The sequence below is a fragment of the Oenococcus kitaharae DSM 17330 genome, from assembly GCF_000241055.1.
Classification (GTDB): Bacteria; Bacillota; Bacilli; order Lactobacillales; family Lactobacillaceae; genus Oenococcus; species Oenococcus kitaharae.
Map to the genome: position 1 here is coordinate 936335 of NZ_CM001398.1, position 14250 is coordinate 950584.

The 14250-nt window shown below is 42.2% G+C and carries 15 protein-coding genes; 10 read left to right on the forward strand and 5 right to left on the reverse strand.

Annotated features, from left to right (window positions below; all coding sequences use genetic code 11):
- Positions 1 to 3 precede the first annotated feature (3 nt).
- On the reverse strand, positions 4 to 690 hold the full coding sequence (locus OKIT_RS04615; protein ID WP_007745734.1) for a flavodoxin: 687 nt from the start codon (positions 688 to 690) through the stop codon (positions 4 to 6).
- A 53-nt stretch (positions 691 to 743) separates the two neighbouring features.
- A complete protein-coding gene (locus OKIT_RS04620) occupies positions 744 to 1382 on the reverse strand; it encodes an NAD(P)H-binding protein (RefSeq protein ID WP_007745736.1) in 639 nt (212 codons plus the stop codon).
- A gap of 534 nt (positions 1383 to 1916) precedes the next feature.
- Here OKIT_RS04620 and OKIT_RS04625 point away from each other — a divergent pair.
- Entirely contained in the window at positions 1917 to 2330 is a 414-nt protein-coding gene (locus tag OKIT_RS04625; RefSeq protein ID WP_007745737.1) for a MerR family transcriptional regulator, read from the forward strand.
- 60 nt (positions 2331 to 2390) lie between these two features.
- On the opposite strand, the gene pdxT is transcribed toward OKIT_RS04625, so the two are convergent.
- From pdxT to OKIT_RS04640, 3 genes are all read right to left on the reverse strand, one after another.
- Positions 2391 to 2969: a pyridoxal 5'-phosphate synthase glutaminase subunit PdxT gene (gene pdxT, locus OKIT_RS04630; protein ID WP_007745738.1), complete on the reverse strand. Its 579-nt coding sequence runs from the start codon at positions 2967 to 2969 to the stop codon at positions 2391 to 2393.
- Positions 2970 to 2979: 10 nt separating this feature from the next.
- Positions 2980 to 3864 carry a pyridoxal 5'-phosphate synthase lyase subunit PdxS gene (gene pdxS / locus OKIT_RS04635; RefSeq protein ID WP_007745739.1) on the reverse strand — a complete coding sequence of 295 codons (885 nt, stop codon included), beginning with the start codon at positions 3862 to 3864 and terminating at the stop codon, positions 2980 to 2982.
- A gap of 99 nt (positions 3865 to 3963) precedes the next feature.
- Positions 3964 to 4761 (reverse strand): AAA family ATPase, encoded by a 798-nt coding sequence (locus tag OKIT_RS04640; protein WP_007745741.1) that lies wholly within the window; start codon positions 4759 to 4761, stop codon positions 3964 to 3966.
- Positions 4762 to 5055: 294 nt separating this feature from the next.
- Here OKIT_RS04640 and OKIT_RS04645 point away from each other — a divergent pair, with 294 nt between their 5' ends.
- The 9 genes from OKIT_RS04645 (at position 5056) to OKIT_RS04685 (ending at position 14230) form a co-directional block, all read left to right on the forward strand.
- Positions 5056 to 5850: a hypothetical protein gene (locus OKIT_RS04645; protein WP_028291644.1), complete on the forward strand. Its 795-nt coding sequence runs from the start codon at positions 5056 to 5058 to the stop codon at positions 5848 to 5850.
- A 14-nt stretch (positions 5851 to 5864) separates the two neighbouring features.
- Positions 5865 to 7238, forward strand: a complete 1374-nt coding sequence (locus OKIT_RS04650) for an MATE family efflux transporter (RefSeq protein ID WP_007745744.1) — start codon at positions 5865 to 5867, stop codon at positions 7236 to 7238.
- Positions 7239 to 7311: 73 nt separating this feature from the next.
- A complete protein-coding gene (locus OKIT_RS04655) occupies positions 7312 to 7794 on the forward strand; it encodes a CtsR family transcriptional regulator (RefSeq protein ID WP_007745749.1) in 483 nt (160 codons plus the stop codon).
- Complete coding sequence (locus tag OKIT_RS04660; protein WP_007745750.1) at positions 7787 to 10252, forward strand: ATP-dependent Clp protease ATP-binding subunit; 2466 nt, start codon at positions 7787 to 7789, stop codon at positions 10250 to 10252. Before OKIT_RS04655 ends, OKIT_RS04660 begins: the two co-directional genes overlap by 8 nt.
- Positions 10253 to 10303: 51 nt before the next feature.
- Positions 10304 to 10750: an NUDIX hydrolase gene (locus OKIT_RS04665; protein ID WP_007745751.1), complete on the forward strand. Its 447-nt coding sequence runs from the start codon at positions 10304 to 10306 to the stop codon at positions 10748 to 10750.
- Between the two features lie 114 nt (positions 10751 to 10864).
- Positions 10865 to 12211 carry an ABC-F family ATP-binding cassette domain-containing protein gene (locus OKIT_RS04670; protein ID WP_007745752.1) on the forward strand — a complete coding sequence of 449 codons (1347 nt, stop codon included), beginning with the start codon at positions 10865 to 10867 and terminating at the stop codon, positions 12209 to 12211.
- Positions 12208 to 13059, forward strand: a complete 852-nt coding sequence (locus tag OKIT_RS04675) for an aldo/keto reductase (RefSeq protein WP_007745753.1) — start codon at positions 12208 to 12210, stop codon at positions 13057 to 13059. The genes OKIT_RS04670 and OKIT_RS04675 overlap by 4 nt, the downstream gene beginning before the upstream one ends.
- A gap of 267 nt (positions 13060 to 13326) precedes the next feature.
- Positions 13327 to 13716, forward strand: coding sequence for a DUF488 domain-containing protein (locus tag OKIT_RS04680; protein ID WP_007745754.1), 390 nt, complete (start codon positions 13327 to 13329; stop codon positions 13714 to 13716).
- Positions 13697 to 14230: a DNA-deoxyinosine glycosylase gene (locus OKIT_RS04685; RefSeq protein ID WP_007745755.1), complete on the forward strand. Its 534-nt coding sequence runs from the start codon at positions 13697 to 13699 to the stop codon at positions 14228 to 14230. The genes OKIT_RS04680 and OKIT_RS04685 overlap by 20 nt, the downstream gene beginning before the upstream one ends.
- Positions 14231 to 14250 lie beyond the last annotated feature (20 nt).

The window sequence follows — 14250 nt, forward strand, 5'->3', positions numbered from 1 at the left end:
ATTTTAGTATCCAAGTGACGTAAGCCAACGATCAACTCTGCCTTGGACGTCGCCGCGGGAATATGCAACATCGCTTCCTCGAATGGCCAAACCTTTCAAAATACGGGCTTTGGGATATTGCCTGCGTAGTACTTCGGGGTAGTTAGCTAAGCCGGACCCCTCGTGTGTCGAGAAGGGAACGACATTTTTGCCATTCAAATCCACTGCGTCCAAGAATGTATGAACGACCATTGGATAATCTCCCCACCATACTGGTGCACCGATAAAGATTGTGTCATACTGACTGACATCAGGGATAGGATTTTTAATTTTCGGTCGTGCGTTGTCATTTTGTTCCTGCTGGGCAACCTCCGATGTTCTGTCAAAGCTCTTTGGATAGTCTTTGACAGGGACTATTTCATATTCGACGCCATTGGTTTTGCTTTTGATCATACCGGCGATCTGCTTCGTATTTCCGATTTTTAAAACTCTATCCTTGTAAATACTGGATGCAGCTTCACGCCTAGAAAAATAAACGATCAGTGTTTTCTGTTTTCCTTTAACTTTGCCGCCTTGATTATTAGATGATACATTTTGATTGACGGTTGTGGTTGGTGAATTTTTGTTCTGGCCGCGCAGAAGATCGAATCCGATAACGGCGGTCGCGATAATGGCGATAGCGGCGATAAATAGGGTAACACGGGTTTTCATGAGTAACCTCTTTCTAAAATAGGATGGGGGTCCGCTCTTTTTAAGAACGCGATTTAGTAAAAACTTGGTTTGGGATAGTCCTCGGTTCCGGGCTCTGCAATTCCAACCGAAGCTCGAAGATCCCGTGTTGGATCGGCGATTAAATCTAAGACATATTGCGTGATCGCCTGTCGTGTGACCTGTGCACCGCGAAATTGTTCTCCCTTTTGCATTGTAAAGTATCTTGTGTTGCCAATTTGGTTATATAACCAAGTCATGCGCATATAGGTATAGTCCAAATCGCTATTTTCAATCTTATTGATCATTTCGCGACGTTCAGGCGAGATTTCACCCATCATGCGTTTATTCCAACGCCCGAATTCACCAACAACTTCGTTATAGATACTCAAAGCACCAGCAATGATCAGACGCTTCACATGGTTAGTATCCATTGCCGAAATCACTGTGCTGACTACTGGCAAACGATCAAAGTCCAAGTAAACCAAATCTTGTTTTGCGATTGCATTAGTGACGGCTTGCTGATCGGTCAGATCACCGGAAATAAGTGTGACACGATTGCTAGCTGCGTAATCTTGCAAACGCGTATCAGCGTTTCGTGCAAATAAAGTCAAATCGTGCGTTGTTTCTTTTAGCAATCGTTCTGTTAATTGCCGCGAGATTTGACCCGCAGCCCCAAGAATAATAATTTTCATGTATTGCTCCTTTTTGATCTAATTACCAAATGATAAACCTTGGAGTAAACTCCAGGTCAAGGTCTTGAAGGAAATCAGTTGTTTCATTATAAGCACCTGGTTAGGACTATGTTCATTGCCTTAAAAAATCTTAAAAATTAAAATGTTGCTGACAAAACTCGTCAAATTCATTTTTTTCTAAACACTTAAAATAGTCGGATTGACTGGTGTCAGTTAAAAAATAGAAGGCAGCGGATTGGTTAGGTGGCAGATAAGACAGTCTGAATTTAGTGGACTATAATATTTCTCGACTGGGCCAGATAAGTTACGAGGATCAGTACAGCACATTTGAGAGCTTTATCAAAGAATATCAGTTAGTGATGATTGTTCAGGAAACGTTTCGGACGATACTTTCAGGCTAATTGACCGTATTTTTGCAAATTTCTCATCTCATTTTGCAATGAATTATTCTGGCATAATCGCAATTAATATTGCTGGCTCGATAGTATGTCATTTGATCGGCCTAAAAGTTAATACGGAAGGGACAATTATTTTATGAATATAAAAGAGGCAAGTGAAATAACTAAAGTTAGTTCTGATACAATCCGCTACTACGAAAAAATTGGTTTGATTCCGCCAATTAATCGGACGAGTTCCGGTATTCGCGATATAGATGAGCGAATTATTGGCAGAATAACCTTTGTTCGTCAGATGCGGTCGGCTGGTATGAGTATTGAAAATCTATTGCTCTATATTCATTTAGTAGATTCCAGTGAGGATCATATCGCTGAACAAAAAGATTTGTTAAAACAACAGTTATCAGTCATGGAAGAAAAACGAGATGATCTGCAGGCTGCAATCGATCATTTGACCTGGAAATTGGATCATTATGAAGATCATATGGTCAAAGCTGAAGCGGAATTAACGCGCTTGGAAAAAAAGCATGTTCAAGATCAGGCTATTGATTAATTAAATCTGAGTACAAAAAAACACGCCGGATTGGCGCGTTTTTAATATGGAAAAAAGCAGTTATTGCTTTTCGTTTTCGACCATTTTCACAAAATAATCATGAAAACGACTATCACCAGCTAATTCAGGATGAAAGGCACAAGCTAAGAATCGGCCTTGCCGGCAGGCCACTATATGTTCCTCATAGGTTGATAGTACTTGTACATTATCCTCAACGCTCTTGATATATGGCGCGCGGATGAAGATACCGTCAAAGTTTTCTGCAACATCCTTGATCTGCAATGTTGTCTGGAAACTATCTACTTGGCTGCCGAATGCATTGCGCTTAACATCGATATCCAATAAAGCCAAATGAGGGCCTTTGCGTCCTTCTATTTGTTTGGCCATTAAAATTAATCCGGCACATGTCCCAAAGACAGGTTTGCTTTTGGCGAAGTGTTTAACAGCCTTAAACAAACCGCTTCGGTCCATTAAACGCCGCATAGTTGTACTTTCACCACCAGGCAGCACCAGACCATCCAAATCAGAAAGTTCTTCAGGATGCTTAACTGTGACTGCTTGTGCGCCGGATTTTTCTAATGCTTTCACGTGTTCGCTAACAGCACCTTGAAGCGCCAGGACACCGATTTTGACTGTCATGGGCAACTCCTTAAATCCCACGTTCCTGCATGTGTTCAGCCGGTGTCAGAACACTCATATCGATGCCCTTCATCGGGTTGCCCAGTCCCTTAGAGAGTTCAGCAATACGAGCATAATCTTTATAATAAGTCGTGGCCTCAACGATTGCTTTAGCGAACTTTGCTGGATTTTCAGATTTGAAAATGCCCGATCCAACGAACACGCCATCAGCACCCAACTCCATCATCAAAGCAGCATCCGATGGTGTCGCCACACCGCCGGCAGCAAAGTTAACAACTGGCAGGCGGCCGGCTTTTTTAATTTCCATCAAAACTTCATAAGGTGCGCCTAATTCTTTTGCATAAACCATCACTTCATCTGATGACATGCCGACCAATTTGCGAACCTGGCTGTTGACCAAACGCATATGGCGGACAGCTTCTACGATATTACCAGTACCTGGTTCTCCTTTGGTACGAAGCATTGCAGCGCCTTCACCGATTCTTCTGGCAGCTTCGCCTAAATCACGGCAGCCACAAACAAAGGGAATCGTAAAGGCCTTCTTATCAATATGATAGACATCATCGGCGGGTGTCAAAACCTCACTTTCGTCGATATAGTCAACTTTCATAGCCTCTAGAACCCTAGCTTCGACAATATGCCCGATTCGCGCTTTAGCCATGACTGGTATCGAGACAGCATTTTGTACTTGTTCAACGATAGCCGGATCAGCCATTCTTGCAACGCCCCCAGCTTTTCGAATGTCTGATGGGACGCGTTCCAATGCCATAACAGCTGTTGCACCAGCCTCTTCGGCGATCTTAGCTTGTTCTGCATTGATGACGTCCATGATGACGCCGCCTTTTTGCATTTCAGCCATGCCTCTTTTAACGATTTGTGTTCCTTTTTCTTCCAATTTCTACCTCCGAATAATTGTCTTTAATAATAGCTTAAACATTACCTAGTTTAAATATGTACAAGCAAAAAGTATGCATTTGCTCATGATGTTTTGAAATCACAAATCATCTGAGTCAGAAAAAAGTTTTGAGAAATACCTTTCCGGCGAATCCAAGAAATTGCGTAAAAAAGATACTTGCGGAATTTGGTCGTAACTGATTTTTTTCAGTCCGGTATCCGATAGCTGCATGATGTCCGTTTTTGGGTAGGCCATGATAATCGGCGAATGGGTCGCAATGATGAATTGAGCTCCTTGCAGGACAGCTTCGTGAATGAGATAAATAAGTGACAGCTGGTTTTCAGATGTGAGTGGCGCTTCGGGCTCATCTAATAGGTAGAGAGCATTAGGCCTGAAACGTGTCTTAAAAATTTCCAGAAACGCCTCAGCATGCGATACCTTATCCAAATCAATCGGATACAAGCGTGCCAGATCGTATAATGTATGCAGATAGGGGATTCGAGCCAAGCTATGCGGATCTTGAATCTGGCTTAGTTCCTGCTGTGCATCATATTTTCTTTGCTGCGTCTCCCTGATAAAAGAAATAAAATCGTCGGCTCGAAAAAAGAAACCACGCTTATTCTGTTGCTGCCAGTGTAAGCTGAGGTATGGTTCGAGTTTTTCGATTGCGGCATATTCAGGGTTATGCAGTAGTGGTTGTCCAGTCATTGCTATCGCTTGATTCGATAAGGCAATGGCCTCCATGAGCGAAGATTTGCCGGATCCATTGTCGCCCACGAGAATTGTCACGGGAGTCGAGAAACGTATTTTGTCCGTTTGCAAAAACCAGGGCAGATTAAAAGGGTAGGTATTTTCCTTCTTGGCACTTGTCCTGAAAATAATTTCTTTTAGCAACATAAACTAAGTTTAAAACTCGAGCGGCGACCTATGACAACAAAAATTCCAACAATCGTCCCTAAAGCAAGTCATTAAATTTCAGCAATAGCGAATAGCTGAGATTGTTTTGCGGCTACAGTGATATCGAAAATATTGTGATAAAGATTGCTTTTAAAAACACTGTCATTTGTCTCTCAAAGCGAGTAAAAAACTCTATAATATATACTTATTGCAGTTAGGATAATGCGTCGTTTGCAAGGCTCCATAGGCCGGAGAAATTCTTGGCAAGAGAACGCAAATAGTCAACAAAAAGTTATGAAAGCCGCAATAACTAAAACTTATGACAATTCTGATCAGGCACTCAATGAGTATTCACTAGAAAATGCAAATGGTACTCGAATTTCGGTCAATGGTCTTACGGCGTCTTTGGACGAGTATACTTTCTCTCCTTCCACCAACCGACTTGTCTTTTTTGATCAGGTTGTATTTGATGCACACCTGAAAGCCCATCAACGGAATGCAGAGGTGACTGTTCACGAGAACTCATTGACATTCGCGTTTCTTCCACAACTGCAGCAAAAAATCAGCGAACCCGTGAAACAAATTTCGTATAGTTTATTTGAGGATGATTCTCTATCGGCTAAATTTAACAATGGCCAATCCGCTGATCAGAACTTGGATGTAGTACGTGATCATTTATCTCAATTTCGGCTGCAGGCAGAAGGCTATCAAGCAATAAAACTGTCTGGGTCGTCTGTTAATCAGATTCTTGCGCAATCTGCCAAAAGCAAAATGTGGCCTTGGCTTGACCGAACGCGTTTTTTGGATTGGCAGAGTTTTTTTGGTCAACCGGATCGTGATCAAGTACCAGCATTATTGTTTACATTGGCTGCTCGGGATGAGCGGAAACAAGCAGCATTGGTGTTTCGAAACCAAACCAAAACACAACGCTTAGAAATCTACAGTAATGCGCAGCGGCTTATGTTTCAAAAAAAATCATATGCATCACATTCATTTTTAACCCTAAATTTTTTCTTAGCATTCAGTCAGAAGCAATCAGCACTACCTTCAAACCGGGATCTTTGGATTAATTACAAAATTTACACATAACAAAGGACAACTTTATGCATAGCCTGACTGAAGGAAAACCTCTTAAATTAATAATTTTCTTTACGATTCCGCTGCTTTTAGGGAATCTCTTCCAGCAGTTATATACGCTGACAGATACGGTTATTGTCGGGCGCACGCTGGGTGTTAATGCCTTGGCTGCAGTCTCCTTAGCTACAACTCTCAATTGGCTGTTGGTAGGTTTTGCACAAGGTTTTACTGCGGGTACTGCAATTATCACAGCTAAACGTTTCGGTGCAGGAGATTTAAGAGGCGTTCGCCAGTCTATGGTAACGACAATTATCTGTACAGCCGCACTGACTGCTATTATGACCTTTATTGCTGTTGTATTTAATAAGGAAATTCTTCAATTAATGCAAACACCACAAGCTGTCATGGAACAGGCAAATATTTTCCTTACTATCTTGTTAGGATTTATGTTCACAACCATGAGTTATAATCTCGCGGCCAACGCTATGCGTGCGGTTGGCAATTCGCGTGCGCCGCTGATTTTTCTCATTGTGGCCGTCTTTTTCAATATTGTTCTCGAATTACTCTTTGTTGTTGTTTTTTCCTGGGGAGTTGCCGGTGCGGCTTTTGCTACTGTGATTGCACAACTTATTTCCGGCGCCATCAGTTTTGTCTATATCTATCGGGTTCTGCCCGTTTTGCAAGTTCATCGTCAGGATTGGCATACAAGCTGGTCAGATATCAAAGAGCATCTTCACTCCGGGTTGCCGATGGCTTTTCAGAATTCAATTATCGCGATTGGTGCTGTTATCCTGCAAACAGCTTTGAATACCTTAGGCACTGATTCTGTTGCGTCTTCAGGCGCGGCTTCACGAATTGACCAACTGGCAACTTTACCAATGATGAGTGTGGGGATCACAATGGCCACTTTTACAGCTCAGAATCTTGGCGCAAAAAAATACTCACGAATTTTGGAGGGAGTTAAACAGGCCCTGTTTGTTAGCGGCAGCTGGGCGGTCTTAATGTCGATTTTGGAAATTAATTTCGGCCATTATCTGATTCAGTTTATTTTGGGCGCTGGAAGTCAGCAGAACAATGTATTGGCACTTTCACGTACCTATTTTCTGGTTAACGGAGGGCCCTATATCTTGCTGGCCACTCTATTCCTGATACGGTATACCTTACAAGGCCTGGGTAATGCATCGGTACCCACGGTAGCCGGTATCTTTGAATTATCTATGAGAGCTTTCGCCGGCCTCGTTCTTGTTGGCTTGTTTGGTTATACCGGTGCAGTTCTTGGATCACCTTTAGCTTGGGCAGGATCTTTGCTAGCTTTGACGCCAGCTTGGTTTTCGGCACGACGAAAATTGACTAAATTAAAAGATGGTCAGGAAGTCGATATACATCTGGAAGGCCGCTAAACAAGAGCCAACTTTTTAGGGTTGGTCTTTCCGGCCGTTTCCGTTTATAATAATAGTCAGGAATGGTCAAATAATGGCAGAAGCGAATATATCAGATTTAATTGAACAATACTTAAAGGAAATCCTCAGTCAGGATGATTTTGCTGAAATTAAACGCAGCGAAATCGCCAGTCGTTTTGCTGTTGTGCCAAGCCAGATTAATTACGTGATTAATACACGATTTACACTGCAAAACGGTTATGTTGTCGAATCCAAGCGAGGCGGCGGCGGATATATTCGTATTGAACATGTTGACTTGGTTGACGATACCAAAATTTTCGATGAACTGATCGATTATATCGGTGATTCGATTGGTGAGAATAATGCTGGACAAATTATTACGGCACTATTGAATGATAAAGTGGTCAGCGAACGTGAGGCAAATCTGATGGCGGCAGCCATTGACAAGAATTCTTTGCGGATTTCTGATAAAGTATCTGAAAACACAGTTAGGGCTCGTGTCCTTGTTGGCATGGTCAATCGACTGAGATTTGAGAGTACAAACACACATGGATAATCAATACACAACTTCAGCAAAAAATGTTTTACTTCTGGCCCAAGAACAGGCGAAGTATTTTAAACATGAAATTGTCGGTTCCGAACATTTGTTATTGGCTTTGGCACTCGAAAAAGATGGCTTGGCCAGCAAAGTTCTTCAAGACTATAACGTTACCGATGATGACATTAGAAATGAAATCGAACAATTTACAGGTTACGGTTCACATGAGAATGTGACAGCCGGCTTTTTGGCTTATTCGCCGAAGGCACAGGAAATCCTGAAGAACGCTGCCTTACAGGCACAAAGCTTGGGTGCAAAAAAAATCGCCACAGAGCATCTGTTGTTGGCTCTGCTAAATGATGAGTCTATTCTTAGTTCGAGGATTTTAGTCAGCCTTGATGTTCGTCTGCAGGATTTGACGAAAGCTGTTTTCAAGCGAATTGGTGTTGATCCAACGCAGCAGCGGGCAGCTCAGGTACAAAATCAGTCTAATCAAGCTGGAACACCGACACTTGATTCAATGTCTCGGGATTTAACCGCGATGGCTCAGGCGGGTCAAATTGATCCAGTCGTCGGACGAGACCAAGAAGTCCATCGGGTGATTCAGATCTTGAGTCGCCGAACGAAAAATAATCCTGTCTTGATTGGTGAACCTGGTGTCGGAAAGACAGCGATTGCCGAAGGATTAGCCGAGAAAATCGTCAGTGGCCAAGTACCTTTTGATTTAGCTCATAAGCGTTTAATGGCATTGGATATGGGCGCTTTGATTGCCGGTACGAAATATCGTGGTGAATTTGAAGATCGTTTAAAGAAAATTATTAACGAAATTCACAACGATGGGCAGGTCATCCTGTTTATTGATGAATTGCACACGTTAATTGGTGCCGGTGGTGCCGAAGGCGCATTGGATGCTTCAAATTTGCTGAAGCCAGCTTTAGCTCGAGGTGAACTGCAGACAATCGGTGCGACGACCTTTGATGAATATCAGAAGTATATTGAATCTGATCAGGCTTTGGAACGGCGTTTTGCCAGTGTAACGATTGATGAACCGAATGAAGATGACTCAGTGCAGATTTTAAAGGGTCTGCGCCCTCGATATGAAGAGCACCACCATGTGAATATTTCTGATCAGTCGATTGAAGCAGCGGTCAAATTAAGTTCACGTTATATCACGGATCGATTCTTGCCGGATAAAGCGATTGATTTGATGGATGAGGCGGCAGCAAAAGTCAGAATCGACACAGTTCAGCCTGAAGACAAAAAAGCCGAATTGGAAAAACATCTGGCACAGTTGCGTGACCAATTGGATGATGCCGTTTCCTCTGGAGATTTCGATAAAGCTACTAAAATCCGCCAGGATGAAATCAAGATTAGAAAACAGTTAGCCTTAATTGAGACAGATACTTTGATCAACGGCAGCAAAGGGCATGGCTATGGCTTGACCGTTACTGAAAAAGATATTGCCGAAGTTGTCGGCCAGCAAACTGGCGTACCGGTAACACAGTTGCAGAAGTCGGAATCTGATCGTTTGCTGCATTTGGAGGCGATTCTGCATCGTCGGGTTGTCGGCCAAAATGAAGCTATTTCTGCTGTGGCACGGGCTATTCGTCGCGCACGGTCTGGTATCAAAGATCCTAGTCGACCAATTGGTACCTTTATGTTCCTTGGGCCGACTGGTGTTGGAAAGACTGAATTGGCTAAAGCACTAGCTGAGGCAATGTTTGATTCGGAAGATAATATGATTCGTGTTGATATGTCTGAATACCAAGAGTCATACTCTGCTTCGCGTTTAATCGGTTCAGCACCCGGCTATGTCGGCTATGACGAAGGCGGACAATTAACTGAGCGCGTTCGCAACCATCCTTACTCAGTTGTTTTGCTAGATGAGGCTGAAAAGGCGCATCCTGATATCTTTAATTTATTGCTTCAAGTATTTGATGATGGCTATATGACGGATTCTAAAGGACGCAAGGTTGATTTTAGAAACACGATCATTATTATGACATCGAACTTAGGTGCAACGCGTGTGCGTGATAACAAGCATGTTGGTTTTGGTGCTATGGAACCGCAGGACAATTATCAGGCGATGTCCAGTGAAATTCGTGCAGCCTTAAAAGAAAGGTTCCGTCCAGAATTTATCAATCGAATTGATGAGACAATTATTTTCCATTCTCTGAACAAGACTGAACTGCATAAAATTGTTGAACTAATGAGTCATGGAATTTTGGAGCGGGTTGCCGAACAAGGCATCGCGATTAAAATGAGTAAAACGGCCATTGACTTAGTCGCGCAAGCTGGATTTGATCCCGAATATGGTGCCCGCCCAATTCGTCGGGCTTTCCAAAATAATGTCGAAGATGTAGTGTCTGACGCATTATTATCCGGCAGGATCAAAGCTGGTGACTCGGTTACTGTAGGTGCCAAAAGAGGGAAAATCGACCTCTTAATCCATAAACAAACCGAAAAAAGTAAATGAGTGATAAAAGCCTGCCACTAGTTGGCAGGCTTTTTGAATATAATGGAAACTATGGCTGATTATGTCAAAGATATTCGTGCAAAAGTCGGGCATATGCCGCTCGTTATGGTTGGTGTTGGTGGGGCATATATTAAAGATGGCAAAGTTCTGCTGCAAGAACGTGCCGACACCGGCGGTTGGGGTTTGCCAGGCGGCTATATGGAATATGGCGAACGTGTTGAAGAGACGCTCAAACGGGAATTTAAAGAAGATGCCGGCTTGGAAATTTTGTCCTATCGTTTCCTAACTAATTTTGATCAGGAATTTTTCACTTATCCAAACGGTGATCAGACACAAGTATTGACACCTTTTTATCTCGTAACAGCTGTTAAAAATCAGCCAGCTGCATTTGATAAACATGAAACAAAAGCCATCGCTTTTTTTGATTTTGATCATTTGCCTGAGATCCATTTCGCATCACACAAAAAAATTCTAGCCTATCTGAAGACTTTGTTATAATAATTTTAAAGAGGTAAGTCCAGTGAAGAATACATTGATTTTAAATAGATAAAATTCGAGATTGGTGTATTTTTAATATTGTTTGAAACCACCGATTTCTAAAAGGTGGTTTTTATGTCTCTAAATATTACAAAATTAGAAAAAAGAGTTGATGGCCAACAGCTATTTACGGTTGACAAAGCGTTTATCAAAAATCGGGCACGTATCGGTGTGATTGGTGATAACGGCCAAGGTAAGACGACGCTCTTAAATATAATTGCTGGCCGAGATAAGGATTTTAGCGGGCAGTTGTACGTTAGCGGTTCTTTGGCCTTTGTTGCTCAAATAAATGATTTTGATCAATTATCAGGCGGTCAGCGTGTCAGACGTTTGATTGAAGAAGCTCTCTTGAAGCGTCCGGATTTATTGATCTTAGATGAACCCACGACACATTTGGATCAGGAAAATGTCAATTGGCTGTTGGGCAGATTAAAAAAGTTTTCCGGCAGCGTACTGGCTGTTTCTCATGACCGATATTTTCTTGACCAGTTTGCTCAAGAAATCTGGGCTTTTCAGGATCATCAGCTAACGGTGTTTCCGTCAACTTTACAAAATTTTTTGGACACACGGGCAGCACAAGCTGAAAGTCAAGCCGCGGCATTCAAGGAAAGCCGTAACAAGAAAAAGAAGCTCCAGAAGGCGGAAAACAGGGTTCGTGGCGAAGCACAAAGGATTAGCAATCATAGTGTACGGGATCCTTTTCATGCTAAAGTCGCCAAACAGATGTTTCAAGTGGCGAAAAATCTGCACCGCCATATGGATAATTTGAATGACGTTTCAAAACCTTTTGTCCAAAAGAAGCTGAAGCTGCAGCACCCGCTTCACATGGCTGCTGGCAAAAACCTTATAAAAGTTTTGAATCTAGACATTGTTCGAGATGGGCAGACGCTGGTTTCCGATCTAACTTTTTCAATCGCCGCTGGTGATAAAGTAGCTTTAATTGGCGAGAATGGTTCTGGCAAGACGACTTCTGTCGAAAGAATTTTACAAGCTCAGCCGCCGCGGGTCACGAGAGCCGATAATCTGAAAATCGGCTACTTTCATCAAGACCTCAGCCAAATACGTAATGATCGCAATCTCTTAGAAAATGTGCTTGATGGTTCTTTGGAAAATGGACAGACAGCGCGAGACTTTTTAGGCGCTTTTGGTATACGCCGAGATAAAGTTTTTCAAAAAAGCGGCAGTTTATCAGGCGGTGAGAAAATCAAATTAGCTTTGATTAAAGTCCTATTATCGGATGCTAATCTGCTGATTTTAGACGAACCGACAAATTTTCTCGACTTATCGGCGATTGAGGCTTTACAAGATTTCTTGACGGATTATACGGGCGGTTTACTGATCATTTCTCATGATTTGACTTTGATTCAGGCAGTTTCAAATAAGATTTTAAAAATCGAGGCACAACGTATAATTAAGGTATGAGTATTTTAGACGAAACTTTTCAATTGAATAATCAAAACAAAATTCCGAAAATCGCCTTTGGCACCTGGCGATTGGCTGATGGGGATGAAGCCTACAATGCTGTTACGGAAGCTTTGAAAATCGGTTACCGGCACATTGATACGGCTTTTCATTATTTTAATGAGCCTTCAGTCGGACGCGCCATTAAAGATTCCGGCGTTGACAGGAAGGATATTTTTCTGACAACTAAACTACCGGCTGAAATCAAAAATCATGATGATATTTTGAAAAATTTTCAAGAATCTTTGGACCGTTTGCAGACCGATTATGTTGATCTTTACTTGATTCATGCACCATGGCCATGGTCTGATATCAATCTAGATTATCGCTATGATGGTGCTAATCAGGAAGCTTGGCGGACGATGGAGGAGATTTATCATTCCGGTCGTGCCAAGGCAATCGGTGTATCTAATTTTGATATCCACGATTTGAAAAATCTGCAAGCTATTTGGACCGTTAAACCAGCTGTCAATCAGATTGAGTACTATATTGGCTGGACACAACCAAAAATTACGGCCTTTACGAAATCACTCGGTATCCAAGTCGAGGCCTATTCACCGCTGGCGACTGGAGGTCTGGCAACACAAGACGAGATTCAGAAAATTGCTGATAAATATCAGGTTTCTGTCCCGCAAATTGCCCTTAAATATGTGCTTCAAAAAGATATTCTGCCTTTGCCGCGTGCAACGAAGGCTGAGCATGCCAAATCCAATGCTACACTTGATTTCCAACTTTCGGACGCCGACATGGCTATTTTGGATCGGATTCCCGATACAGGCCAGGCCCGTCATAATGTGACAATGGGATGAGCCAAACGGTTGAAGGAAATTTTATTAGTCGAATTTATTAGACATAAAAGCCGGCAACATCTCAAAGAGAACTTGAAAACGAGCGATTAGTTGGAACAGCCTTTTTCAAGCAGTGTTTTTAATTTTAAGTAAATCTTTCTTTATTTCATGCGTTACGAGCAATACATGTTAATCTTGATTGGACTTTCTTTTTAATGTTTTTGGCAACCTTAATTGGTCTGATAAATGATTAGCCAAAAAAAATTTGCAAGCTAGAATAAGGAGTATATGATCAAATTTGAGAGAATTTACGGATCTGAATCAAAAGGGTATCGGGTTTTAATTGATGGGCTTTGGCCTCGCGGCGTCAGCAAAGAGAAGGCCGCAATTGATCTTTGGGCGAAAGATATTGCGCCTTCTGAAGATTTGCGGCAGAAATATCATGATGGAGATTTGGATGAAATGGCTTTTCGTGCAATCTATTTGACAGAATTATCCAGCAATCCAGCCACAGCCGAATTTCTACAGACTTTGAAGGATCATCCAGACAGTATTTTGCTGTATGCATCTAGAGAAAACCATGAAAATAATGCCAAAGTTCTCGCAAATTACCTAACACGTCAGGGAGTTGCTTTTGAAACGGGTTCAAGCAGCACAAATGAAACAACACAAGCCTGATTATCAGCACGTTGTTCATCCATGGCCGCCACTTTATGACGAACACTCTAAAGTTCTCCTACTTGGGTCGCTGCCATCACCCAAATCTTTATCTTTCGGTTTTTATTATGGCAGTCCGCAAAACATTTTTTGGCAGACTTTAGCTAAAGTCCTCGATCAAAAAGAAGCTGATAAGACTATAGAATCGCGTCGCAATTTTGCTTTAAGGAATCATATTGCTATTTGGCAGACGCTCGCAGAAGCCGATATTATCGGTTCCCAGGATGCAACAATTAAAAATCCCGTTGCAAATGATTTTTCAAATTTATTAGCAAGCTCACAAATTCAAACGATTTTTACCGAAGGCAAGAAGTCAACAGAACTCTTCAATCGATTAGTAGCGCCAGCAATCGGTCAAGAAGCAATTTATTTGCCTTCAACATCGCCGGCTAATCGGGCCACACAAGCGAAGCCGATTTTCATGGCTCGTTGGTCATTGGTTAAACAAGCACTGGAAGGTCAGACCTTAAAATGAGGCGGCCTTTTTATTTGCAG